Consider the following 25133-nt stretch of genomic DNA (forward strand, 5'->3'; position numbering starts at 1 on the left):
GGCGACCGAAAGAAACAAGCTTACTGAACGGCTGGTGATCAGATGGGGTTGTGGACGGCGCACCATCCGGTGGTCACGCATGGGCTGTCGGGTGATGTGCAGGCGGAGAACTCCAGCCCCACGCCCATGGTGTGGTCCTGGTTGACCTTGAGCGTCGCGCAGGGCGCCTGCCCGCATGGCTGGCCGTAGTGGGGAGCCCTCGGGCCCCGGAAGGTGCCACAGAAGCATTCAGCGTCGCTTGAGGTGTCCCGCTCACGCTTCCATTTCCCGCCCTTGCGTTTGCGGTGTCGCGCACGCTCCGACGGCGTGTTTCCGTAGCTTCGTCCCATGGCTATCCTTCCTCCGGAAGGTCCAACGCGGCGAGGGTCTTGAGGAACAGGCTCCGTGCGTCCTTGAGAGCCGTGTCAGCAGGGTGACGCTTGACGTTCCCACCCTGGAGACTCACCACGTACCCATCGGCCCGCAGAATCGCTTGTAGCGCTTCCACCTGATCGGCCAGGCGGCACGCTTCGATGAGCAGATGCCGTTTCTCGGCCTGAGGCTCCCCATATTCCTGGGTGATGTCCTCCCAGAGCGCTAGACCGCGCTGGCCGAAGTCTTGTCCATCGGCCACGTCAGGTACTCCTTTCGTAAGAAGCCGAACCAAGCGCCGGCCCCGGCGTTCCGGGGCCGGACGCTCGGGTGTGGTCAGCCGGTTCCGCCGTGTTCGTGCTTGGCGCAGAACACTTCGGCGGGGAGCCGTTTGAGGCAGTAGCGGCACCGCCGCCAGGGACTTGGCCGGAAGATCAGGCGGCCCACTTCACCGCCGCCTTGATCAGGCCCTTGGACGGCTTGGACTCATCGAAGCTCTTGCCGTCGGCCGTGACGGTGTCCAGTTCGGGGAACCGGACAACCTTGGCTCCATAGACGTTCAGGGCGTCGATCTGGTCGCGGCGGAACTTCTCCACCGGCTGGTCACGGAACCCCAGGAACTGCTGGGCGAAGGTGGTGAACTCCCGCTGCCCGGCGACGAAATCCATCCCGGCGGGCATGTTGGTCGTGGTGAGGATCGTGAAGCCCGCCAGGCGGGCGATCACGCCGTTCTTGGTCGCACCGTCCTCGCCGTAGGCCGAGGCGTTCGCCACGGCCTCAGCCCGGACCAGATACCGCTTGGCCTTCGGGGAGACCACCACATAGCGGCCGTCCGGCGGGGCGTCAGTGGAGTCGAGCTGTTCCATCGCATCGAAGATCGCTTCGAGCAACGCCTCGCCCTTCTCGACCGGCGCGGTCACCTTCGACAGGTCCAGCGCGGGGGCGTAGGCCGTCGCGCTGGTGGCGATGACGCCACCGACGAAGGTGTCCACCGACTTGGCCAAGCTCAGGATCGCGCGCTTGATGGCGGGCGAGTCCAGCGCTCCGGCGGCCTGGGCCCGCTCGATGTCGCGAACGAAGAAGGCGACATAGTCGGCTTCTGAAATTAGGAGCTTTTGAGCGATGGTCTTGAGGTCCTGAATGTCCATGCCCTTGGTGTCGTCGTACCTGCCGACCTCGGGCGCGATCATCGCATTGATGGCGACGGTGTCGCCCTGGGCCTGGATGTCGCCCTCATAGTCGCGGTTGGCGACCAGCGGGGACGCGAACACCAACTGGGCGTCCAGACCCACGACCAGTTCGGCATTCCAGATCTCCGGGATAAACGTGGAAGTCCCGTCGTTGGTGTAGACGGGGGTCGGGTTGATAGCCATGCGGTAGTGATCTCCTTGCAAGGACCAGGGGCGGTGGCACGCCGACCCTGGAAACGAAAAAGGGCCCCGGTCGGGACCCTTGGGAACCTGCCACAGCAACCAAGAACCCCGGCCGGGGCCGGAGACACCACCGGGTGAGGTGGTGAAGTTCGTGAACATGGCAGGTTCAACGGGCTTCCGCAGACATCAGCCGCGGAAGTTGAAAGAAGGCCCACCGCAAGCGGTGAGCCCTAGGGGCCGGCCGATGACTCGGCTGGTCCTCCTAGAAGGAAGACGGGAAGTAGGTTGGCCAACGGCCACAAGGAGGCCGCTTGGGCAGAAGAACAGTCGGACGGCTGACGACGCCTCCGGTGATACCCCCTTCGGCATATAAATAGATGTGTGCAAATCGCCGAAACCGGCACACCTAGAGGGTGTGACTCCGGTCATAGCCTGAGGAGTGGAGGGCTATGGAGCCCTCCACCACCGGTTCCCCTACTCATATAGATGTGCCGTGGAACAGAACCTGCGGCACGAAGTTGCCGTGAACTGCCTCACAGTCCATGAGTCTCATGGCCTGCCGATCACGGCAGGTAGAACCATGCTTCTCCACCTGTAGTTACCAGTTTAGTTCCGGGACCCGGTGTTCCGGGTCCCGGGTTCAGGTGTTATGGGTTACGGGTTAGGTCATGTCCGCATGACAGTCACAGACCATTCGAGGCCGTCACAGCGCGAACGGGTCGGCGAACGGGTCGGCCTTCGGCCCGCGCTCGTCATCAGGAACGAACGGATCAGCGAAGGAGTCAGTCGCCGCAGAAGCCCCGCCAGAGGCGGGGGCAGCCGGAGGCGGATTCAGCAACGGCCCCATGACCGCGTCCTCAAGGTCGGGGTACTTACCCCGAAGCGCTTCGGGGAACGTGACCGCCAAAAGGTCGGTACGGTTCCTATGTCCCTTTTTCACGAGAAACCCATGCTCCAAGTAGGCGTCCAACGCGGCCTTCAGCGGCGCGCCGTTGGAGTGGATCCCCATATCTTCGCCGAGTCTCCGACGGGAAACGAACACTTCACCCGTCTGCCGGTTCAGGAAGTTGAGAAGCCCGACCATGTACAGAAGCCCGTTGTCTGGCTCGACCTTGCCCCGTAGGCAGCCATCCTTATGCGTGATCTCCTCGTACAACATCTCCAGGTACAGCCACTTGAACTGGTGCGTGAAGTCCAGCGCCCGACACGGCTTGGCCATCGACAACCTCCCCAAGCCGCCAGCCTTGCGCGTGACGGCCACCGGACAGAACTATCCGAAGCTGGAGTGATCTACCAAACCGGGCCACCTCACACCACGCCCCAACGAAGGAAGCCAGCCAGCACCGGACGGCCCCAAGCAGAGCTTGGAGGTTTCCCACAGGCTCGACACACCAACGCGGCCCCGACCAGGCGGGAGACGAGTCCGCTGACGCGGTGATCTTTTGCGGAAACCTACAACCCCCGTCCCGGTTCCGGGGCGGAGCTGGGCCGGGCCGGGCCCGCCGGTGGCGGTCTTGGGGTGATGGGATCTACAAGTTGGGGGTCAGTGGGGGATGCCGTCGATGAGGTCGCGGGCTCCCTTGCGCAGCAGATCCCCGGCGACGTACGCGCCCAGGTCCGCGCCCTTTGTCGGGGGCGACCATTCGTGCGAGTGGACGAATTGGGAGCCGTCGCGGGTGAACACCATGGCGCGTAGCCCGAGCTGGCCGTCACGTTCGAACTGTGCGTGTCCGGCGATGGGGCTGTTGCAGTGGCCCCTCAGTCCGTGAAGCATCGTGCGTTCAGCGCTCACGCACTGCCGGGTCGGGCGGTGATCCAGCAGGCGGACCAGTTCCACCACATCGGCGTCACGCTGGCGGCAATCGACCGCCAGCACGCCCGCCCCTACGGCGGGGATGATGTCCAGAGCATCGCCCGGCCGCTCGATGCCGAGCCGGGCCAGGCTGATGCGCGCCAGCACGATGGCGTCGAAGTCCTCACCGGCGTCCAGGCGGCCCAGCCGCGAATTGACGTTCCCCCGCAGAGACTCGACCCGCAGGTCCGGCCGGATCTGCTGAAGCTGGGCGCGCCTGCGCACCGCCGAGGTACCGACCCGCGCCCCAGTGGGAAGCTCGGCCATCCGCTCGATCTGGGAGGCCATCGGGAACAGCATCACATCGGCGGTGTCCTCCCGCTGGACGTAGGCCGCGAACGCCAGTCCCTCAGGCCGGGGCACATCCCCCGGAACGTCCTTGAGGCAGTGGACCGCGATGTCCACCCGGCCCGTGAGCAGAGCCCGGTCGATCTCCCGCATGAACGCGCCCTTGCCGCCCAACTCGCCCAGGTGGCCCCGGTGCCGGTCCCCGGCGGTCTGAATCCCCACCACCTCAACCCGGACGCTGGCCAACTCCTCAAGCCGCCCGGCGACATGGCGCGCCTGCACCAACGCCAGCGGCGAGGTACGAGTCCCCAACCGCAGCACCCCACCCCCGCCCGACCAGGAGAACGCGGGCTCGATCCCGGCATGTCCAACGCGCACGACCTCGGTCACAAACGAGACCCTAGCCCCGCCGTTCGCCGGTGCTCCCTCGTTCACCTCACGACTCCCCATCTCCTTGGATGGAACCTGACCCGCCCCCGGCTGAGGGCGGGTCAGGGCTTGAACCTCTGGGCGGGCCCGGCCTGGGTGGTGCTTTGTCGGACCACACGGGAACTTCAGTGGCTGGCCGCCCACCCGCCCAGAGGCGTCTACGGGGAAGGATCACCCTGCGGGGTGTCCTCCCGGTCCAACTCAGCGATCAAGGTCTCGGCGTAGGCGTGGACCTCTGCGACCTTGCCCCGCAGCATCCCGGCCCGCCCCATCGCCTCGTGATACGCCGCCCTGGCGACCTCCAACGCCTGCCCCAGAACCTCGGCCGTGACCGGCGCCATCACAACCTCCGAAGAAAGCGCCGGCCACACGCCACCAACTCCGGGCCCACCACGAACCCGAACGCCGCCCCGGCCGCGAACACCACCGCACCCGAAGCAAGAAGCAAGCCCGCAACCTCACTCAACCGCCCCGGCCCCATCACCGAGACACCCTCCGAACATGCGCGCCCACCTCAACGCCGACCACACGCGCCACCCCGGCCGAATCGTCAACCGTGCCGATCGTCTGGCCCGTGCAATCCCACACGAACCACCACGCACCATCCACGTAGTCACAACCGACCTCAACCCAACGACCCGGCAACTCGGCGTTGATCACATGCAACACCGGCGTCCCCTCGCGCGGCACCACACCGCACGACATCCCACCGTGCTCGCCCACGGCGGCTTCAAGCGCAGACAGATACGAGCGCCGACCATCATCAGGCATCGGCTGATCAGCGGAAACCCTCGCGTGTCGCGGGCTGTGGTGACTCATGCCAAGGACGGTAGAAGCGTCTTCCTCAGCCAGTCCAGAAAGTTGAACGAAGTTGAATCAGATCTCGGAGGCGAGTTCCTCGGTCGCTTGAGTGATGAGGCTTCGGGCCTCTGACCCGTACACGGCAGAGGCGGCAAGCCTGTCAAAGGCCCGGCGGTACACCGCTACCTCGTGAGACTGGGTCAATTTGACCTCGGCTGAGATTGTTTCAAACAACACTTCTCGGTCATCCATGATCCAAAATCCATGGAGTGGAAAGTACTTGTGCGGGGCCCGGGTTGGAATGATTCCGAGGTGCAGGCGAGGAAGGGAGGAGAGCGTCAACAGCCTATCCAGTTGACCTCTCGTGACGTGGCTGGGAACTACACCGATCGTCAGCGCTGCTTGGGTGATGACCATGTGAAATTTTCGCTCTCCACGGTAAAGGACTTGCTGCCTGAACATCCGGGCCTCTACGCCCGCTTCGGTGTCATTAGGAAGACCGTGAAAGTCGACAGTCATCGCAAGCATTGTTTCGGCATATTCAGCCGTCTGAAGCAAGCCAGGAATGAACAAAGGCTCGAAGACGCGAAAGAAGTTCGTCTCCGCCTCGAACGTCGAACTCAGTTTTTGACGCTGCCTCGTGCCCGAACGAAGTTGCCTGCGCCACTCCATGAACATGGTGTCAATGGAACGCACCGTCGCAATAAGGTCATCTCGTTCCCACTCGGCATCACAAACACGACACCACTTGCGAACGTGATCCTCTGAAATGTTGATCGCACCATGCTCGATTTTGGAGACAAGCGAAGGATGCCAACCAGCCTGGGCAGCCAACGCCCTGCCCGTCAGATCGGCATCTTTACGTATGCCCTTGAGACGGGCACCTAGTGCCTTACGGGCTTGACGGGCAGGGGTGGACACGTGACGAGGCTATCGATTCACGTACTGACCGAACGGTATAGCCCTTGACCAGGCCACATCGCGCACGGCCAGGTAGCGAGCCAGCAGGCCGGGAGACTGTTCGACCGCGAACCCCGCCGAACCACCATCCTGCTTAAAGAGACTGAGGATGAGTCGGTCGTCATCCAGTATCCAACAGTCCTCTTCAGGAAACTCGATGTCCTTTGCCATGGCGCGTGGCAGGTACCGAACGTTCTCACCGGCAGAGACATTGAGCGGCGTAACGCTGATACTCCACTCGGTGTACTCGGAATGAGGTTCGGAAACCAAGCGAAGACGTTGGACATCGACGCCATTCGCGACGAGTTCGCGAATGAACTGGAGCCAGTCTTCCAGCCATGCGAAGTCGTCAGGCTCGCCCTTTCTCCATCGATCCAGTGGAGCCTCTTCGAACTCCACGCTGTACGTGTCGCGCAACTCCAGATGCCAAGCACGCTCGGCGGAGCGAAGCATGGATTGGAACTGGTGATATTCGATTGGCTCCATGTAACTCCTTACACGAGTAGAGCCATGATTTTCTTGGGGATCTCCACACAGGTCTCGTGGTTCGGAATTTCCATTTTCCTGATTGCGATCTCATCCGTGACGCGAGCGCCACGGATGATGTAGTTCCCCTTGTTGTTGACGTGCACGATGGGCGGCACCAGGTTCTCAATATGACCGCTCATGCCATCCTTGGAGAGGTGGGTCATCAGGCGTGGCGGCACCTCCACGAGTGTTTCGCTATCGGACAGGGTCAGTTCCCCGATTATGGTGGGGTCAGTGACGATCCACCCCTGAACGAGGTACGAATCGCGGTCGGTCGCGTACAAGGTCGGACTCTGACCACTGGTCGTCTCCTTGCCCAGGAACACTAGATGCATGATCCGCCCTCTCGGCCTTGATTGAACGAAGTTGCACGACCCCAGCGATAGTTGAACGTCACGGGCGGTCCAGTCAAGAGGCCGCCGCCCTACCGCCCCAAACACCTCCACGTTCATCCCCCATGCGATCCCCACGGATGGGGCTCAGTGGGGCTCCAAGGGTCTCCAAAGGACCGAAGAAGGTGGGCGCCTGGCACGCGCCCTGACCTGCAAGAAGGATGTTCAGACGACCACTGGCCGGACCAGGCTCCAAACAGCCAAAACCCCCCTCGTTAATCCGTAGGTTGTGGGTTCGAGTCCCACACGACCCACCACCAGGGCCTCCACGAAAGCCCCCGCCGGTTCCCCCTGCCCCGCCCAACGTTCACTCCGCGTTCACTCATGGTTCCACCTCAGACTCGGGCACCCGGCTTCCCCCACCGACATCCGAACCGTCCGCCCGTACCGAGGCCGCCCCGCACTAGACATCCGGAACCGGAGCCGAGCACGATCGCCGCAACCTACCGGGCCAGGCCACCCACAACCGGCTCACGCGATCATCGAATGCGGCGTCCACGGCTGCGCACCGGACAAGACACTACGGACGGCCGGGCGTACAAGCTGGTCTCGGCCGATCCCTCCTCGGACGCGACCACCGCACAGCCGACGTCTTCATGCCATCGACGCATCAAGCGCCCACGTGCGACACCCAGTAAGTGCCGACAAAACCACCAGCCCTATAGGCTGAGCCACGCCAACGACGCATGCCCCGAACACCGACCCCCATCAACCATGATCACAAGCCAACCGAACAAAAACCCGCACCTTCCCTGACAACGCCGCAGGTCACAAAGCGTCGGCCCCGCGCCCGCGGGGATGGTTCCTGGGCGGCGCGGGCGCGGCGGGCGGTTCCTGGGTCGGCCCCGCGCCCGCGGGGATGGTTCAGCCGCCGTGCTCGCCGCGCCGCCGCCGGAGAAGTCGGCCCCGCGCCCGCGGGGATGGTTCTCCATGCGCCCGGCCATGCGGACCCGCGCCGTAGTCGGCCCCGCGCCCGCGGGGATGGTTCCTGGCCGCCCTGACCTACACGGCCACCGGCGCGGTCGGCCCCGCGCCCGCGGGGATGGTTCGCGCTCGCGCTGCCCCGGGGAACCCGGCCGCGCGTCGGCCCCGCGCCCGCGGGGATGGTTCCTTGAGTTTGTGGATGGTGGCCGCCATGTCCGCGTCGGCCCCGCGCCCGCGGGGATGGTTCGGGGGTTGCGGATACTGAACGCGTTGTCGCGGTTGTCGGCCCCGCGCCCGCGGGGATGGTTCTGTCCAGGATCACCCGGCGCGCTCCTGTCTCCTGTCGGCCCCGCGTCCGGGCGCGGGGCTGACGAAGCGCTGGTGCCGTCCATGTCGCCCTCGGTCGAACCACCCCCGCGGGCGCGGGGCTGACGACACGTGCCCGAAAAGCAGGCACACAAGCCGCGAACCATCCCCGCGTGCGCGGGGCTGACGGCGTGTGGCGGCTGCACCGTGGTCCACCGCGCGAACCATCCCCGCGGGCGCGGGGCTGACGGCCCGGTCTGCCCGTAAGGAACCTCCCTATGAGAACCATCCCCGCGGGCGCGGGGCTGACCACGGCGGCCGCGTCGAGCTGCTCGCCGAGCGCGAACCATCCCCGCGGGCGCGGGGCTGACTTCGCGTAAGTGTCCGTCGCCCAGGTGGCCGCGGAACCATCCCCGCGGGCGCGGGGCTGACCTCTGGGCCGCGATCAGTCCGCAACGTGGCCTGGAACCATCCCCGCGGGCGCGGGGCTGACACAAGGCCCTCGGACCGCAGAGCTGACAGCGCCGAACCATCCCCGCGGGCGCGGGGCTGACTGGCCAGCACCCTACCAATCCGAAAGCCGCCGTGAACCATCCCGCGGGCGCGGGGCTGACACTTGTTGACCTGGTGTTTTATCCCGTGGGTGGGCTGTTTTCGTTTGGTTGGTTTCGGCGGCGGGCGGACAGGATGAGGCCGTCGAAGTCGACGGGTTTCCAGCGGTCTTTGCCGGCGGTGCGGACGGACCAGCCTTGTTCGTTGGCGGCTGGTTCTACGAGGATGGCTTGGCCGTCGCCGATTCGGGTGGCGAGTAGGTCCCAGAGGCGGTCGCGGATGCGGCGGCTGGGGTTGCCGACGAAGACTCCGGCGTGTACTTCGACCATCCAGCGGGTGAGGTGGCCGCGGAGTCCTTCTGGTGCGGCGATGAGGACGACGACGGTGGTCATGTTGTGGTGGGTGGGTCGAATTCAGGGCCGATGATGGCGACGTGTTGGTCGCCCATGCCGGGTTGGATGAGGTCTTCGCTGCCGGACCAGTTGACGCCGCCGGAGACTGCTCCGGCGTGTTCGTCCCAGAGTTGGTTGATGTCTTCGTCGATGGGGATGGGGGTGGCCTCGTCCGGGGCGAGCAGGGTTTTGACGTCGTGGACGATGCGTCTGAGGAGGTGGTGCTCGGCGATGAGGTCGCGCAGGCCGGTGCGGGCATCGCGTTCGTCGGTGAGATTTTGGGCGGTCAGGTCGAAGGCGAGGGGGATGGTGTAGTCGGCTTTGTAGAGGTCGGCGATGTCCAGGACGAAGGAGATGGCCGATCCGGTGTGGACGAAGCCGAGTCCGGGGCTGGCGCCGAGGCCGACGATGACGGCGTGGCAGATGCCGTAGAGGGCGGCGTTGGCGGCTGATAGGAGCCGGTTGAGGTCGTCGCCGGCGGCGTGGGCGTCTCCGGCTTTGTATTCGCGGCGGTTCCAGGTGACGCCGGTGCGTTGGGCGTGGGTTTGGTAGAGCTTGCGGATGCGGGTGCCTTCGCGTCCGCGGAGTTGTTGCATGGTGGCGGTGGAGACGTCTTCGCCGGGGAAGCGCATTGCGTACATGGCGCGGGCGACGTTGAGGCGTTCTTTGGGTCTGGTGACCAGGTAGGCCTGTTGGTGGAGGAGTCCGGATCCACGGGCGGGGCCGAGTCCTGAGGCATAAAGGCGGACGCCTTGTTGGCCGACCCAGCATATGGCGGTGCCGGAGTCGCCGAGGAGGTTGACGGCGCCGTGGGTGATGCGGGTGCCGGGGCCGAGGAGGAGAACGGCGACCATGGCGGCGGGGATGCGGACGGTTTCGCGTTTGTTGATGACGACGACGGCGTTCTCGTCGCGGTCGACGTGGCTGCGTTCGACGTAGACGCTGGAGATGCGGTCTTGGAGTCGGTGCAGGTCGTGTGGGTGGGCTTTCCACCAGATGTCCGGCATTCAGCGTCCCGCCAGGGGTGCGAGGGTGAGCAGGCCGCAACCGTAGGCTTTGGCCGGTCCGATGCCGTTCAGCAGGGCGCGGGTGAGCAGGTCGGTGTCGGTGACTTGCAGGCGTCCTTGGAACGTCGCAACGTGCAGGACGACATGTCGCCGTTTTGCTTTGGTGAACGAGAGGCGGTCGCGTCGCAGGATCCGCACGTCGGGTGCCGCGGTGGAATTGTCGAGGGGAAGGATTTCCAGGCCGGGGTCGGTGCGGGCGGCGGGGATCTGGAATCCGTACTTTTCAGTTCGTTTGAGGAGCCAGTTCAACTGGTGTGCGGCGGTGCGGTGGCCGGTGCGGACGGATGGGCGGGGCTTGTCCTGGGGCCGGGGGTCCGTGCCGTCTTGAACGGTGCGTTCGGGTGGGCGCGGGACGTTCTGGACGGGGTTGGCTGTGAGCCGGAACGCGAATTCGCGGCCGATGGCCAGTTGTGCCAGGAGCGGCGTGTAGTCGGCGACCCAGGGTTTGCCATCGTCGGCGGCGGGCCATCCGGCGGCCTCGACCAGGTGGGTCCAGTCGGGTTTGGAGCGCGTGAGGGCGATCAGTTGGGGGCGGTGGGGGTTGTCGGTGTCCAGCCGCCAGAGTTGGCGTTCGGTATCGGGGGTCGCGGGGACGGCCGCGCAGACGTGGCTGTGCATGGCCCGCGGGTTGGTGAGCAGTTGACGGGACTGCTGGCGCAGGGGGTTGATGCGGACGCGGGAGAGGTAGGTCATGGTCGGTCACCAGCCCAGTAGCGCGAAGGGATCGTGGCCCGCATCGGAGGGCGCGTCGGGTTCGGGGAAGCCGGTGGGGGCCGAGACCCAGGAGTGGGCGACCCGGCGGCTGGTGAAGCGGCGGTCGCGCAGGGAGAACGACAGCGGAACATCGTGAACGACGTCGTCGCCGTCGGAGCTCTCGATGGTCACCGGCAGGTCGATGCGGGGCGGGCGTCCGTTGTGGCGGTTCTGGAATTCACGGCGTGCGGCGTGTCCTGCCTGCCAGGGCTGCTCGCTGAGCGCGTCGTTCAATGCCTCGTCGCGCGTGCCGAGGATGATCGGCTGGGTGGGCGGGCAGGAACGCCGTCCGAGCGCGAGCGGGTACGCCGGGCGTCGCAGCGCGGCGGTCAGGGCGTCCACCAGGTCGGCGGGGCCTGAGATGCCGACGACGAAGACCGCGTCCTGGAGGTAGTAGCGCTGCGTGACGTGGGTGTGCTTGGCGGGCGAGGTGGGTTTCTGCACGCCTTTGGCGTTCACGGCCGCCTGCGGCAGTGGACGGCCGCGGTAGTCGCTGACGGTGTGGTAGTCGCGCAGCAGCGTCCCGGCCTGGTCGACGCGTACTCCGAGGGCGAGGTCGAGCAAGTCGCCGGGCGGGTCCTCGCGGCTGCGGCCCTGCGCGGCCGCCAGCAGCCCGAGGACCCCGGACTTGGTGGGTTCGGGACGGGTCTCGCGCCGGTTGAAGCGGCTCTGGCCGCCCCAGGACTGCAAGGGCCCGGCGAGCCGCAGCATCAGTACCCGGTGGTGGTCTGGCATGGGGCGGTCCTCAGCTCTGCCACGTGCGCGCCAAGGCCTGGTTCAAGCCTTGCAGCATCTGGTCGAAGGAGTGGTTGTCGCCGAACGCGCGGGTGATGTCGTCGTCGGCGGTGCCGTCGAAGGCGTGCGAGACGGCAGCGTGGACGGGTTGGTCGCCCCATTGGCGGACGGAGCGCAGGTACTCACGGGCCAGGCGGCCGGCCGACTCAGCGGCGACACCGCAGGCGTCGCCGGATGCGTCGGTGTCGGGGACGGGGCGTTCGAACGCCGAGACGAGGTTGACGGGCTGGTCGTCGCGGACAACGACGGCGACCAGGCTGGGCCTGGTGCGATGGGCGAAGGAGGTGATGTGGCCGGTGGGCATGGACAGCGCGAACGCCCGGCCGAATCGGCGGGCCGCGTCCAGGGCCGCCTCCGTGGAGCCGATGTTGCGGACGAGCTGATGTATGCCGACGACGGCGTAGCGATAGAGGGTGGCGGAGTTGAAACCGATGTTCCCGATCATGCCCGCGCCGGTCTCGTCGAGCTCGTTGGCGTCGTCGACCGCGGTGTAGTAGTCCGATTCCAGCTCGACGCGGTGGGTCGACAGCGCGTGGGCGACCTGGGCGGCGGCGTCGACGTTGAGGGACGGGATGTCGGCGACCATCCGTCCGAACAGCGCGACGCCCATGGGGTGGCCGGTCTTGAGCTCGTCGGCGATCTTCATGTCCTTGACCGCGGCGGCCAGCTCGTCGTCGGGCAGCGCGGCGAGGTCGGTGGCGCGGTCGGCGACCAGGTCGACGATGCGGTCGAGCTGTCCGTGGCCGTAATACAGCAGGTAGGCGGTGTCGCCGGCCTTGCGTCCGGCCTTGATGCCCAAGGGCTCCAGCAACGCTCCGGCCAGCCGCTGAGCCTGCTCGGTCTCCAGGCCGGTGCGCTCGTGGAGCCGCCCGGACAGTTGCTTGGCGATCTGCTTGGTACGGGTCGACTGGTCGGCCTCGGGCAGATGCCGGTCGAACTCGATGCGGGTAGCGCGCTTCCATGCCTGTGAGGAGACACGGGAGCGGCGGACGCCCCCGAAGAACGCCTCTTTCGGGTTGCCCTGGTCGTCGCGGTTCAGGTTCGCCGGGGGAACGGTCTGCAAGACGTGGTACTCGACGTACTGCTGCTTGGGCATGCGTGACTCCCTGGAGAGGTGTTCGTGGTGGGGCGGCCGGGGTCGCCGGTCAGGACGGAGTGGGGGCTCCGTCATTGGAGGCCGCACCGTTGGCTCTGGCGTCGTCCTGCTGCGCCCAGACCTGGTACTCCACGGCCCAGCGGCGGCGCGCGCTGCGGCGACGGTCCTCGTAATGCCAGTCCTGGACGAGCCGCATCAGCCCGTCGTAGTCCACTGGCTGATTGATGACGCGGAGCTGGTCGACCAGACCGCGCAGCCGCATGAGCAGCGCGGCGGGGCGGGTGCTCGTAGCGGCGGCGTTGACACGGGCGTCCACGGCCTGGGCGCTGAAGCGCTCACTGGTGCGCAGGCGGTGCAGCGCCTTGCCCAGAGGCACCTTCGGATGGTGCATCGAGATGCTCTTGGACTGCTGGTGCAGCCCGTACAGGGCGAGCGCGGCATGCTCGGCCCTCTGCTCGACGGACCATTGGCCACGCTGCGCGAGCTGGTCATCGACGGGACAGGTGTAGAACCGCCACATGGCCGGGACCTCGCCCGCGTTCCGCCCCAGCCCGGCGCGTAGCGCGGCCAGGTCCTCGCCGGGGGAGGGCCGAGCGGGCGGCCTGTGCGCAGGTCGTGTGCGAGCCAGCCGCCGTCGGCGGTCACGCGGTTCCAGTAGCGCTGAGTCATCGGTGCCTCGCGAGTGAATGGGGGGTGCGGTTCAACGCTCGTTCTTGGTGCGCGGCAGGATGCGATCGAGCCGCCGGTAGAAGTCGTTGACCGCGACGCCCAAGGGGTAGGCGGCGGCAGTCGTCCCGTCGGATTTCTTGGTCTCGCGGCCGGCGAACACGCTTTCGGGAACGGCAACGTGCACCGAGTCGGCGACCTGCAACGCCAGCCGCCGGGCCTCTTGCTCCCACGCAGCCCGACCACGTTCGAGCGTTTCGGTGTCCTGGACGGTCTGCAGACCGCGCAGCAGCCGCCGTACGACGGGGTCCAGCAGGTACAGCAGCCGTTCACCGGGGCGTTGACCCTTGTCCCAGGGAATGGGCTCCAAGCCGCTGGCACGACGCAAATCGGCCGACAGGTAATTGAGGGCCTGCGCGAGCTGCTCGGCCTGCTCGGTGGCCTCCAGTACCGCGAAGCGAACGTCGGCATCGGCGCGCAGTGCGGCTACCGGCAGCGGTGTCAGATCGTGCAGGACGTCCTCGACGATCGCGGACTGATTGCCGTAGACCACGCCGAAGGTCTCCGCACGCAGCGGATACCGATCGTCGATCAGCTCTTCGGCCTCAAGCCCTGCGATCTGGTCGAGCAACTCGCTGGTGCGGAACGCCGCGGACTCTTCGGCCTCCGAGGCGAGCAGCGCGTTCATTCCCCGCCAGATCGCCTTTCCCGGCATGTGCCGTAGCGGTCGCTGCGGCACGGGCTTGGCCGACTTCCTCGTCTTCTTCGTGGGTTTGTCGACTCGCCATGCCGTGTGCGGCTCCCAGTCGGGCGTCATCGCGAGCCGGTCACCGGCTGCGACGATCACACCGGTCACGCATAGGCCGTCCGCGGTCTGTTCGGGGACGAGCCGGATTCGCCGCGACTGCCAGGTCCACAGGTCCAGCAGTCCCTGTGCCGTCCGGCTCTCCCAGGCGGGGCCGATGGACCGCCTCCACTGGGGGAGCCGAGCCGCCCTTGCACACCGATCGGGATGTTGAGCAGAAGAGTCTCGTACAGGGTCCGGCCCGTCGGGACGACCACGCCCAACTGCCCGAGGGGGCCGGTGGGGTTGCCCGTCGTCTTACCGGACTTGGCCATCGGATCGCCCACCGCGCCGGTCTTGATCGCCGCGGTGTCCCAGCATTGCGCGTGCAGAAGCCACAGCGCCGCATCGGCCGGAGCCAACCGTGGCGGATCGCCCTCGGTTCGCGCGGAGAACAGCGGCACGTTGTTGCCGGTGGCCTCCGCGGCGACCAGCAGACCCGACCCCTTGGTCTCGCCCTTGGCCGTACGCAGCCCGGCGACCTGGGCGAACGGCGTCTCAGCGTGGAACAGGTCGAAGCGGGAACGGTGATCTTCCAGGTAGGTGTCGAGCGTGTCCAGCTCGGCCTCACTGAAGGCGCCCCGGACGAACCCGTCAGCCCATGCCCGCCGGTCGGCCGGGGCTCCCAGGGCGTCCACGACGACCGGCAAGAGCACCTGCCGCAGCAGTGCCGGCCACTGCGTCGGAAGCTCGACGCTGATGTCGGCTATGTCACCGGCGCGGTGCAGGACCTCTCGCAGCCCCATCGATTCGATGGTCTGCCCGTCACCGGACCGCGGACGCAACCATCCTTCGGTGACCAGGTCGAACACCGGCATCGCCATGCCTCCAAATAGCTATGTGTAGGGAGGAAACTAACCGGACTTCGGGCGCCCCGAAGGCGATATGGCAAGGTTGGCCGGACGCGGCCTTGCGCTGGACAACGCTCGGTCCGTTGCCCCGCCTCGGCGGGGATGGCTCCTGGCTTTGTGTGACCTGCTCGTTGGCCCCGCGCACGCGGGGAGCGGCGGGACGGCGACCGCCGTCCCGCCTTTCTCATCAGCGCGGCTCTTCCACCAGCCCCAGCAGAGAGTCGTAACGAAGGACGTGATCGCCAAGACGCGCCGCGTCGGACGCGTCCAGCGGCAGGGCTCGGCTGTAGCGCAGCCATGGATGATCGCGCCACCCGTCCAACGGCCCCAAGTCCGCTTCGGCCGCTTGGGTCAGCTTGGCGGGAAGGCGCACGGTCCCACCGAGCAGGTCATCCAGCACGTCCCGGGAAGCCTCGCCGTGCGTCCCAAGCGATCTACCCGACAGAGCCCGGTAGCCGCGATCGTCACGACGCACCAGCACCACCTCGACGCTCCGGTCACCGTCGCGGACGACCGCGCGATGGTGCTCTTCCGAAAGGCTCCCGCTCACCCCGCCACGGTGCAGCCCCTCCAGAGTGCGCCGGGTGTGCTCTCCCGCCCGCGTGAGCAGAAACGGCTCAGCGCTCTCGGCCCGTGCACGTTGCCGGGCCTCCCAGTCGGCACGTGCTTGACGTTCGGCCTCGGCCCAATCCTCGGGAACCGAGTATCGGTCTGAGCCGTACACATCAGCGACCAACTGCGGAACCTGCCCGGGAATCGACCAGCACCCGCCTTCGGCGGCGCACACCTGCGCTGCCGTGCGCATCAACAGGTATCTGCCGTAGATGGCTTCGGCGGCCCCCGGAAACTCCGGCGGCGCACCATCACGGGGAAGGAACCCGGTGACGATCACGCGTGGCTCGACGACCGGCCCTGGGCGCCGCACCCCCGAGTGCCTATGCGTTCGGCCGATGCGCTGTAGCAGCAGGTCCATCGGCACCAAATCCGTGATCAGCAGATCGGCGTCGACATCGAACGACTGCTCAGCGAGCTGCGTCGCCACCAGGATCCTGCGAGCAGGACGACCGGGACCGTTCGGCTCCGGCGGACCCAACGCCTGGAGACACTCCTCAGTGCGGTCGGCGCGGTGGGCGGCGCTGAGCCGTCCATGCAGCAACCGCACTTCATCGCCGAACTCCGCACGCAAAGCATCGAACGTGTCCTGCGCGCGGCGCACAGTGTTACGGATCACCAGGGCGCACCCACCGACGGCGAGGCGCTCGCGCAGCAGTGACAGCACCTGGGCGTCCCCGACGGACAAATCGTCCCCCGTTTCCGCTTTGGCGCTGACAGGCTCAGGAAGGACTTCCACCTCGACTCGCAGGTCCCGCCGCCAGGACTGGCAGCTCTCCACGATGTGCCCTGCCGACGCCTCGGACCGCCACACGGCCGTCACGTTCGGATAGCCGGTGGGCTCAGGCACGATCTCGGCCGGGACGTTCAGATCCTCGTTGTCTCCAGCACCCGCCAGGTAGGCGGCCACCAGTTCGCGGCGCTGCGCCGGGGGCAGGGTCGCCGACAGCAACACCACCGGAATCCGTGCCTGGCCCAGCCAACGCAGCCCCTCGGCCAGGAACTGCGACATGTAGACATCGGCGGCGTGAACCTCGTCCAGGATCACGACCTTGCCCGCCAGGCCCGCCATCCGCAGCATCACGTGCTTGGTACGGGTGGCGGCGAACAACAACTGGTCGATCGTCCCCACCACGAACGGGCTCAGCAGCCCACGCTTGGCTCCAAGAAACCACTCCGCCGGTGCGCGACGCTCCGCAGCAGCCTCCGGGCAACACGCCCCCTGCGACATCCCGAACGGATCATCGAGGCCGAACTCGTCCTCGGCCACACGGGTGTACCGGTCATCGGGAGCGGGGTCTTCGAGAAGACCCTGCCATTGCTTGTTGAACCTCCTCTTGCCGTGCAACAGAGCCACCTGCGAGGCCAACGAAGGCGAAATCGACTCGACCCAGGCGCGGACATTGGTGAACATCGGATCGCACGTCGCCTGCGTGGGCATCCCAACGAACACCCCGTCCATGCCCCACCGGGCGCCCAAGATTTCAGCAGCCACCAGCGCCGCCTTGGTCTTCCCCTCCCCCATAGGCGCCTCGACCACCACCAAGCCCGGCGACTCCATACGGTTGACGACGTCCACGACCATCGCCTGCGAGGGCCGCGGATCGTCCCCAAACCGTCGCCGGAAAAGATCGACTTCCGGCTCGTCCAACTCACCCCATCCGCCGCGCAGCCCCAGCAGCCCCCACGCCTTTTCAGCGCGTTCCCGCGCTCCCTGGAGGCTGACCCGCTCAAACTCGTCAACGCCTTCGAAATGGTCCTGGTCGCTGGCGATCCAGTCGGCCATCACCACAAACCCGCTCAGTTGCAATTGCGCTGCCCGACTCGGGAACCCGGACGGATCGACTTCCGCGACATCATCGAAACCGAGCGCCCGCGTGAAGACATCGAGCAACGCGCGGCGCGCCATGTCCCACCCCGGCCCTTTACCGCTGAGCTGCTGCTGGGCGCGCTTGGGCTCTCGTGCTCCGCCGAGCGTGGGAAACAGACCGTGATGACCCGCGATCAGCGGCCACACCCAACCGATGCTCTCCTCCGACCAGCCGGCGTCGGTGAGGTAGCGCTGTATCAAGGCACCTCCGGCCCGATCATGGCGCCAGCGGTACCGCGTGACCATATGCCGATCCCACGACAGGCCAGCACCCAGCACCCGGGCAGCACCAGCGGCGTCCATGTGCTGGAACGCCGGAGTCGCCTTACCGAAATCATGAACCCCGCACAACCACGCAAACAGCAGCCGTCCCCCACCATCACCGGCGACACCGTCCAGCATCCGCCGAACCGACGGCGCGAGATAGTGATCCCACATCAACTCCGCGACCGCAGCCGTATCCAACAGATGCTGCAACAGCAGATTGGACCGCCCACCAGCCCGACCCGCACTCTTACCCCACAGCACCGCCAGAGGATTCTGAACACCCGGCGCCGACCTCTCGGTACCCACGCAGCGCACCGTAGCCAAGCCCACCGACAAAACCACCAGCCCTATAGGCTGACCCAGGCCAACGACGGAAGCCCCGAACACCGAGCTTCACCAGCCATGATCACAAACCAACCGAATGAAAACCCGCCCCTCTACTGACAACGCCGCAGGTCAGAAAGAGTCGGCCCCGCGCCCGCGGGGATGGTTCTGGACAATTTACATCTTTCCCGGTCATGTCCAAGTCGGCCCCGCGCACGCGGGGATGGTTCTAGGCGGTCCGGGGACGGGTGGCCCGGAGAAAGGTCGGCCCCGCGCACGCGGGGATGGTTCTGCGTCAATAAGGAGCGTCGCAGGTCAGGCACGGTCGGCCCCGCGCACGCGGGGATGGTTCCACGGCCGTGGTCCAGCGCCCCTAGCACCCGCGGTCGGCCCCGCGCACGCGGGGATGGTTCCCGGGCGACGCGCCGGTGATCCTGGTACCGGTGGTCGGCCCCGCGCACGCGGGGATGGTTCTTCGACCTTGGCGACGCGACGGCGGAACTCGTGGTCGGCCCCGCGCACGCGGGGATGGTTCTGGCGGGCGACATTTTCGGGTCCTCTTTGGTGCGTCGGCCCCGCGCACGCGGGGATGGTTCTGCGCCACTGCTTTTTCACTGTGGGAGACACCGGTCGGCCCCGCGCACGCGGGGATGGTTCCTGGAACACCGCGAGCAAGAACGCGTGCTGTACGTCGGCCCCGCGCACGCGGGGATGGTTCCCGAGATACCGCAGGACCGCGAGACGTACGCGCGGCGGCCCCGCGCACGCGGGGATGGTTCCAACGAGGGCCCCGGTAGCGGATCGGCTGCCAAGGCGGCCCCGCGCACGCGGGGATGGTTCGGACGCCGGGGCCGCCCTATGGGAAGCGATGACGGCGGCCCCGCGCACGCGGGGATGGTTCCGGGTTGGCGATGACGAGCGGCGGCTCCTCGTCGTCGGCCCCGCGCACGCGGGGATGGTTCGATCTCGCCCGCGGGCGAGACGTCGTTGGTCAGGTCGGCCCCGCGCACGCGGGGATGGTTCCGATCGGGCGAGCCGGTCCAGGGACGGCACCACGTCGGCCCCGCGCACGCGGGGATGGTTCGTACCGCTACGGGTTGAGCGCGGACGGCGCGGAGTCGGCCCCGCGCACGCGGGGATGGTTCCCGGTCCGTCCAGCCCCCGCTGCTGGTCTCCCTGTCGACCCCGCGCACGCGGGGATGGTTCCTCAAAGCCCTGGGCAACGGCGTCGTTCCCGCAGTCGGCCCCGCGCACGCGGGGATGGTTCCCCCCACACCGTCGACATCTGCCTCACCCGCATGTCGGCCCCGCGCACGCGGGGATGGTTCGCTCGTTCGGGCCAGCCGTAAAATGAACAAGGCGTCAGCCCAGCGCACGCGGGGATGGTTCGCCTTCGAGGGCGAGCTGATCCAGGTCGCGGGGTCGGCCCCGCGCACGCGAGGAGGGTTCGCTCGATGTTTGCTCGGCGCTCCGCTCCGGGACGGACACAACCACCAGAGCCTCGGGGCCTCGCGGGCCCGTTCTCGGGTGCGTGACATTTTGCCGTCAGGTCTGTCTTCATCCGGCGATGATGGGCGGGTCGGGCCTTACTGAGCGCGCCGTGGCCCTATGACGTGGCGAATGCGCGTGCGACCGACCACCATGCCGGGAATTCTGGGGTGCGCATCTGGCGATGCACTGGTTTCGCGGCTAGGCGGCGGCCAGCCGCAACCCGTGCACGTAGTCGCGGGCTACGCGTTCCCGGTCGCTTTACAGCAGGCGAAGACGCGGATTCAGCAGCGTCCAGCGCGCCATGCTGCGTTTCCGGCGCGGCAGTTCGGCCACTTTGCGCTCTCGCTGACGACAGTGAGGTTCCGGTCGCTGACAAAGGCAGAGGCCAGAGCCTGCCGCGGCACCGTCGCACCGTTCGGCTTCGGCCTTCTGAACAGTGCCGGGGTGCTCGCCAGACGGCTGGAAGGGCTCGACTGCTCCGAACGGTCGCCTGCGTCGGCAGGAAGTACGCCGTGGTCTCCGATCCGGTTCGCGGACGCGTCTTTCGCACCAGCGGCCACGGCCTGCACCTCTGGGGCGGCGACGGCCGGGCTCTGGCCGCCCTGCCGTCCAGCGAGTAACGCTACCGATCTGGCCACATGTCGCTCGGCTGGTGTCCTAGCACGCCGCGTACGGGAAGGCGGTGCCCCACCGGCCGACCATGACTGAGCAGCTGAGGACGCTGCTGTTTGGCACACAGGCTCCGCCCGCTGCTTCGTCGCGGAATCACAGGACTCCGAGATCATCGGGGACGCCACATGCGCCCTGGACGGAGCGGAGTACCTCCATATGGACTGCCTGTTCCTGCGCGAGCGCCACCGCGGTCTGAAAGTCGGTCCTCAACTGATGGAGGCTGTCATCGCCGAAGTACACGAGCTGGGGCTCGCAGATCCGGTGGCGGACCCCGCAGATCGTCTCGTGCCACGCGGGCCGCTTTGTCTTCCAAGGCTCATGCCTACCTGGGCTCGCCGGACGGTCTACCGGCGGTCCGGTGACTTGACGGCGTCGGCGGGCGTCTGGTCGGCGGCATGCCGGAGGAGCGTCAGCGTGGTGCGCTCGATGTGGCCGTGGAGCGCGGCCGAGGCCCTGTCGGCGTCGTGGGCGAGTGCGGCGCGCACGATGCCGTCGTGTTCTGCTCGCACGTCGCGCTCGTAGTCGTGCGCGATGGACCTGGCCCAGGCTCGGTAGAGTTCGGCGCTGTCGCGCAGGTTGCCGACCAGCTCGATCAGGCGCGGGCTACCGCACCCGCTGCCGAGGGCGTGGTGGAAGTTCCGGTGGGCGCACATCCAGGCCACGTTGAGTCCGCCTGTGTCGTTCACGTACGGTGTCCTGTCGAGCGCGTGGTGGGCGGCGACCACGCTGGTCTCCCAGCTCAGCTCCCCACGCTCGATGCTGTCGCGTAGCGCCATCGTCTCGAGCCGCAGCCGCAGCCGGGTGAGATCCTCGAGATCCTCCACGGACAGCGGGATGACGCTGAACCCCCGGTTCGGGGCGGCGATCACCATACGCTGCTCGGCGAGCCGGGTCAGTGCCTCCCGAACGACGGTCATGCTCACACCGAACCGTTCGACGAGTGCCGGCAGTTTCAGCCGTTCGCCCGGCCCGATCCGCCCCTCGATCAGGTCGGCCCGCAGCGTCTCGAAGACGGCCTCCGCGCGCGACTGGCCTCCGCTCTTCGTCCGGCTCACGAATCAAACCGTCCTTCCGCGTCCGTGGACCTGTCCAGTCCACTGGAGATCGTCGCAGCGAGTATCGATAGACCATATCGTCCGCGAACTCTTGCCTGAAAGCTTCAATCTTTTCTACTATCGTTGATCGCAGAGTTTATCGATAGTCTCCTTGGACTTCGGAGAAGTGGGCGAGGCATGCTGCGAACCGAGCAGACGATCATCTCGTGTGCCTTGACCGGCTCGGTGCACACACCGACCTTGTCCGCGCATCTGCCGGTCACGCCGCAGCAGATCATCGATCAGGGTCTCGAGGCCGTCGAGGCCGGAGCGGCGGTGCTGCACCTGCACGCGCGCGACCCGAGGACGGGGCGGCCCACCGCCAGCGCGAGGATGTTCGACCAGTTCGTCCCCGAACTGCGGGCCTCCGGCGCGGTCATCAACATCACCACCGGCGGCAGTACCCGGATGACCTGGGAGGAACGGCTCGAAGCCGCGCGGCACCTGTCCCCCGAGCTCGCCTCACTGAACATGGGCTCGATGAACTTCGTCTTCTCGGGGCCCGCCCACCGCGAGCGCGAGTGGAAGTTCGACTGGGAACGCGACTACCTGCTCGGATCCGGGGACATCGTCTTCGCGAACACCTTCGCTCAGATCGAGCGGACCCTGCGGGTCCTGGGCGAGACCGGCACCCGCTTCGAGTTCGAGTGCTACGACGTCGGCCATCTTTACACTCTGGCGCACTTCATGGACCGAGGACTCGTGCGGACACCGCTGCTCGTCCAGTGCATCCTCGGCGTACTCGGCGGGATCGGCGCCGACCCGGACAACCTCAGCCACATGCACGCGACGGCGGAGAAGCTCTTCGGTGACGACTACTACCTGTCCGCGTTCGCGGCCGGCCGGCACCAGACAGCGTTCATCACCCAGTCCGCGCTGCTCGGCGGCCATGTCCGGGTCGGCCTTGAGGACAACCTCTATCTGGAGCGCGGACGCCTCGCGGTGAGCAATGCCGAGCAGGTCCGCAAGGCCGCCCGGATCCTCGACGAACTCGGACGGCCCACCGCGACCCCCGACCAGGCCCGCAGCCTGCTCAAGCTCAAGGGCCCCGGGGCCTGAGCCCGTTCGGCACCGGGGTGTCAGGGCATGTCCGGGCCGGAGCCTGCCGCATGTCACTCACGACCAGAGCGCGACGCTCACGCTGACTGACCATGCGGCGGGCGCGCCTCATTCGCAGCGTTGTCCATGCCGACCGCACGGGCGAGTCTGGCCTGGAAGCCTGACGATCTCGGTGTTCGATGATCCTGCTGCCGGCGCTGCTTGGCTGTTGGACGTTGAGACGGGCCAGGAGTTGCGGTGTGGCCTGCGCTGGAAGGTCGCCTGCGGGCTGGCTTGCACGACACCGCGTTCGATTCGGCGCTGCTGACCTACCTTCGCCGCCGGGCGGCGCAGCCGGTGTGCCCGAGCCGGATCTTCGAGGCGTTCCGGCAGGTCGTCGATGCCACCGGGGTGCTCAGAGTCGCCAGCGGCGGGTGTTGGCCTCGATCCTTCTTTGAGGACGCAGCCGCTACCCGGTGCATCCTCACCCAGTTGATCGGCGGCTGCGGCCCGAGCGACCCCGAACACCGCGCTTTCGGGCATCTACGGGGCGGCCGCCCAGTTGGAGAGCACGCCGAGCGTGGTCCTGGTGAACGCGCCGACTCGCGGGTCCGTTCCACCAGCGAGAGCGTGAGGGTGTCGGTGGTGCCGAACAGCGCGGTGACGACCGTGAGCCCGAGCAGTCGGCGAAGATCTTCAGGATCGTGTCGACGCTGGCGACCGACTGCGCCTTGATCTCGGTGGAGGAGATCGCCTTCGCCGTCGGGACGGGCGGGCGGCACCGTCGACGATCTTGCGCACCGCCTCCGCCTCCGCGTCCGCCTCGTCCTCGGCCTTGACCGTAGATCGTCGACGGGTCGCGCGCCGTGAAGGCCGGCCGAAGTCGGTGGGGCGCCGGATTCAGCCCACCCACCGGCATCCGAGCCGAGTCGTGGACGCCGCCGATCCGGGCCGAGACCGGTCGGCCGGGCTCGGGCCCTGGCCTGAACGGGCTGCCCTGGGACGACAGGGCGAGGTACTCGGCGGTGTCGGTGGCGCGCGGCGCGCGTTCTCCACCGTGAACCGGCCGGGCGCCTCGCCGAGCTGGGTCGAGGCCACCGTGACCGGCCTGCTCAGTTGACCGTTCAGCCTCCAACACGGACAACCGTGCCGTCGAACGATCGACGCGCTCGACCGCCAGACGGGCTTGACGTCCACCCAACTATCGTTAATCATTATAAGTATCGATAGTTTGCCAACCTGGCCGTGCTGCCGCTGAGAGGTCGCGGATGTCCAACGAAGGAACGAGCCGTAGGCGGGTGACGCTGACGTTCGACAACGGGCCCTACCCGGGCGTTACCGATGTCGTGCTCGACGTGCTCGCCGCTCACCGTGTCACCGCCGCTTTCTTCGTGGTCGGTGAGCAGCTCAGGAAGCCGGGCGGACGGCAACTCGCGCGACGGGCCGTGGCGGAGGGCCATCGGATCGGGCATCACACGGCGACCCACACCCTTCAACTCGGCGCCGCCGAGGACGCCGACGCGGCGGTCGCCGCGGAGATCGTCGCGGTCGAGCACGACATCGACACGCTCGCCGGCACCAGCGAAACAGAGGGTGAACGCCTGTTCCGGCCGTACGCGGCCGGCGGTGTGCTCGACAGCAGGGTCTTCAGCCCGGCCGCCGTGCGCTATCTACAGGATCACCGTTACACGTGCGCGCTGTGGAACGTTCTCCCGCGTGACTGGGAGTACGTGGCCGACTGGCCGGATCGGGCGCTCGCCGAGATCGCGCGCAACGACTGGTCCGTGGTGATCGTCCACGACATGCCCACCGGCGCCATGGCGCGGCTCCCGGCGTTCCTTGAGGGACTGGACGCCCTCGGCGTGGACGTCGTGGCCGAGTTCCCGGATTCCTGCGTCCCGATCAGGCAGGGCCGGTTGCAGCACTCACTGTCCCATCTCACCAATGGAGTTGATGTCGCATGACGACCAAGAACGGGCTGCCCCTTCGCCTGCACCACCACGCGTGGGTGGTCGACGACCTCGAGGTCAACCGGCGCTTCTACGAGGACGTGATCGGCCTGCCGCTGGTGGCCACCTGGACCGAGACGGACGAGCTGTTCGGGGCCGAACGCGTGTACTGCCACACCTTCTTCGGCATCGCCGACGGGGGAGCACTGGCCTTCTTCCAGTTCGCGAACCCGGAGGACACCAAGCTGTTCAAGACCGAGATCAACTTCACTCCCTGGCGCCACATCGCGTTGAAGGTGGACCAGGAGCAGCAGGACGCCCTGCGCGAGCGCTTCGCCGAAGCCGGGTACGTGGAGCCGGACACCTTCACGGTCGACCACGGGTACTGCGTCTCGCTGTACATCACCGATCCCAACGGCCTGCAACTCGAGTTCGTCGTGGACCCTCCGGACGTGGAAGCCATCGACGCCGAGCGGCGGCGGACGGCGCACGAGGACCTCGCCCGCTGGCTCGGCGGCGACCACTCCAGCAACAACGCCTGGCGGCCGTCGGACGCCCAGGATCGACCGAACGCTCGGAACGACCGGTAGCGGGGA

Annotated in this window: 20 protein-coding genes, 2 pseudogenes and 1 CRISPR repeat array; of the genes and pseudogenes, 4 read left to right on the plus strand and 18 right to left on the minus strand. The window is 67.3% G+C overall.

Annotated elements, in window-relative coordinates:
- Nucleotides 1–331: 331 nt before the first annotated feature.
- From GEV43_RS11355 to cas3, 17 genes and pseudogenes are all read right to left on the minus strand, one after another.
- On the minus strand, nt 332–613 hold the full coding sequence (locus GEV43_RS11355; protein ID WP_160820657.1) for a P27 family phage terminase small subunit: 282 nt from the start codon (nt 611–613) through the stop codon (nt 332–334).
- A gap of 172 nt (nt 614–785) precedes the next feature.
- On the minus strand, nt 786–1724 hold the full coding sequence (locus GEV43_RS11360; protein ID WP_160820658.1) for a P22 phage major capsid protein family protein: 939 nt from the start codon (nt 1722–1724) through the stop codon (nt 786–788).
- A gap of 703 nt (nt 1725–2427) precedes the next feature.
- Complete coding sequence (locus GEV43_RS11365; RefSeq protein WP_160820659.1) at nt 2428–2985, minus strand: hypothetical protein; 558 nt, start codon at nt 2983–2985, stop codon at nt 2428–2430.
- A 282-nt stretch (nt 2986–3267) separates the two neighbouring features.
- The gene (hemC, locus tag GEV43_RS11370) at nt 3268–4254 is read right to left on the minus strand and encodes a hydroxymethylbilane synthase (RefSeq protein ID WP_206681121.1); all 987 of its coding nucleotides are present in this window, start codon (nt 4252–4254) and stop codon (nt 3268–3270) included.
- Between the two features lie 197 nt (nt 4255–4451).
- Nucleotides 4452–4634, minus strand: coding sequence for a hypothetical protein (locus GEV43_RS11375; protein WP_160820661.1), 183 nt, complete (start codon nt 4632–4634; stop codon nt 4452–4454).
- Between the two features lie 139 nt (nt 4635–4773).
- Complete coding sequence (locus GEV43_RS11380; protein WP_160820662.1) at nt 4774–5112, minus strand: hypothetical protein; 339 nt, start codon at nt 5110–5112, stop codon at nt 4774–4776.
- Between the two features lie 57 nt (nt 5113–5169).
- The gene (locus GEV43_RS11385) at nt 5170–6015 is read right to left on the minus strand and encodes a helix-turn-helix transcriptional regulator (RefSeq protein ID WP_160820663.1); all 846 of its coding nucleotides are present in this window, start codon (nt 6013–6015) and stop codon (nt 5170–5172) included.
- Between the two features lie 9 nt (nt 6016–6024).
- Entirely contained in the window at nt 6025–6540 is a 516-nt protein-coding gene (locus tag GEV43_RS11390; protein WP_160820664.1) for a DUF6879 family protein, read from the minus strand.
- Between the two features lie 8 nt (nt 6541–6548).
- On the minus strand, nt 6549–6908 hold the full coding sequence (locus GEV43_RS11395; protein ID WP_206681122.1) for a hypothetical protein: 360 nt from the start codon (nt 6906–6908) through the stop codon (nt 6549–6551).
- 1928 nt (nt 6909–8836) lie between these two features.
- Nucleotides 8837–9148 carry a type I-E CRISPR-associated endoribonuclease Cas2e gene (cas2e, locus tag GEV43_RS11400; protein ID WP_160820666.1) on the minus strand — a complete coding sequence of 104 codons (312 nt, stop codon included), beginning with the start codon at nt 9146–9148 and terminating at the stop codon, nt 8837–8839.
- On the minus strand, nt 9145–10155 hold the full coding sequence (cas1e, locus tag GEV43_RS11405) for a type I-E CRISPR-associated endonuclease Cas1e (RefSeq protein ID WP_160820667.1): 1011 nt from the start codon (nt 10153–10155) through the stop codon (nt 9145–9147). Before cas1e ends, cas2e begins: the two co-directional genes overlap by 4 nt.
- Nucleotides 10156–10908: a type I-E CRISPR-associated protein Cas6/Cse3/CasE gene (gene cas6e / locus GEV43_RS11410; RefSeq protein WP_160820668.1), complete on the minus strand. Its 753-nt coding sequence runs from the start codon at nt 10906–10908 to the stop codon at nt 10156–10158.
- A gap of 6 nt (nt 10909–10914) precedes the next feature.
- Nucleotides 10915–11703, minus strand: a complete 789-nt coding sequence (gene cas5e, locus GEV43_RS11415) for a type I-E CRISPR-associated protein Cas5/CasD (RefSeq protein WP_160820669.1) — start codon at nt 11701–11703, stop codon at nt 10915–10917.
- Between the two features lie 10 nt (nt 11704–11713).
- Complete coding sequence (gene cas7e, locus GEV43_RS11420) at nt 11714–12859, minus strand: type I-E CRISPR-associated protein Cas7/Cse4/CasC (RefSeq protein WP_160820670.1); 1146 nt, start codon at nt 12857–12859, stop codon at nt 11714–11716.
- Nucleotides 12860–12908: 49 nt separating this feature from the next.
- A complete protein-coding gene (gene casB, locus GEV43_RS11425) occupies nt 12909–13547 on the minus strand; it encodes a type I-E CRISPR-associated protein Cse2/CasB (protein WP_309240010.1) in 639 nt (212 codons plus the stop codon).
- Nucleotides 13548–13559: 12 nt separating this feature from the next.
- Nucleotides 13560–15193: pseudogene (gene casA / locus GEV43_RS49985) on the minus strand (type I-E CRISPR-associated protein Cse1/CasA).
- Between the two features lie 214 nt (nt 15194–15407).
- Entirely contained in the window at nt 15408–18356 is a 2949-nt protein-coding gene (gene cas3 / locus GEV43_RS11435) for a CRISPR-associated helicase Cas3' (protein ID WP_309239592.1), read from the minus strand.
- Between the two features lie 78 nt (nt 18357–18434).
- Nucleotides 18435–19742: direct repeats of the CRISPR family, unit length 28 nt; unit sequence GTCGGCCCCGCGCACGCGGGGATGGTTC.
- 792 nt (nt 19743–20534) lie between these two features.
- On the opposite strand from cas3, the pseudogene GEV43_RS55990 reads away from it, so the two are divergent.
- Nucleotides 20535–20696: pseudogene (locus tag GEV43_RS55990) on the plus strand (GNAT family N-acetyltransferase); the annotation flags it as partial.
- 104 nt (nt 20697–20800) lie between these two features.
- Here GEV43_RS55990 and GEV43_RS11440 read toward each other — a convergent pair.
- Nucleotides 20801–21511, minus strand: a complete 711-nt coding sequence (locus tag GEV43_RS11440) for a GntR family transcriptional regulator (protein WP_160820671.1) — start codon at nt 21509–21511, stop codon at nt 20801–20803.
- A gap of 177 nt (nt 21512–21688) precedes the next feature.
- Between GEV43_RS11440 and GEV43_RS11445 the strand changes: the two genes are divergently transcribed.
- The 3 genes from GEV43_RS11445 to GEV43_RS11455 all read left to right on the plus strand — a co-directional run bounded on the left by GEV43_RS11445 (nt 21689) and on the right by GEV43_RS11455 (nt 25127).
- The gene (locus GEV43_RS11445) at nt 21689–22609 is read left to right on the plus strand and encodes a 3-keto-5-aminohexanoate cleavage protein (RefSeq protein WP_160820672.1); all 921 of its coding nucleotides are present in this window, start codon (nt 21689–21691) and stop codon (nt 22607–22609) included.
- Between the two features lie 1247 nt (nt 22610–23856).
- Nucleotides 23857–24552, plus strand: a complete 696-nt coding sequence (locus GEV43_RS11450) for a polysaccharide deacetylase family protein (protein WP_160820673.1) — start codon at nt 23857–23859, stop codon at nt 24550–24552.
- Nucleotides 24549–25127 (plus strand): VOC family protein, encoded by a 579-nt coding sequence (locus GEV43_RS11455; RefSeq protein WP_160820674.1) that lies wholly within the window; start codon nt 24549–24551, stop codon nt 25125–25127. The genes GEV43_RS11450 and GEV43_RS11455 overlap by 4 nt, the downstream gene beginning before the upstream one ends.
- The last annotated feature ends 6 nt before the right edge of the window (nt 25128–25133 follow it).

This window comes from Actinomadura sp. J1-007 (assembly GCF_009793335.1).
Taxonomy (GTDB): domain Bacteria; phylum Actinomycetota; class Actinomycetes; order Streptosporangiales; family Streptosporangiaceae; genus Spirillospora; species Spirillospora yumaensis.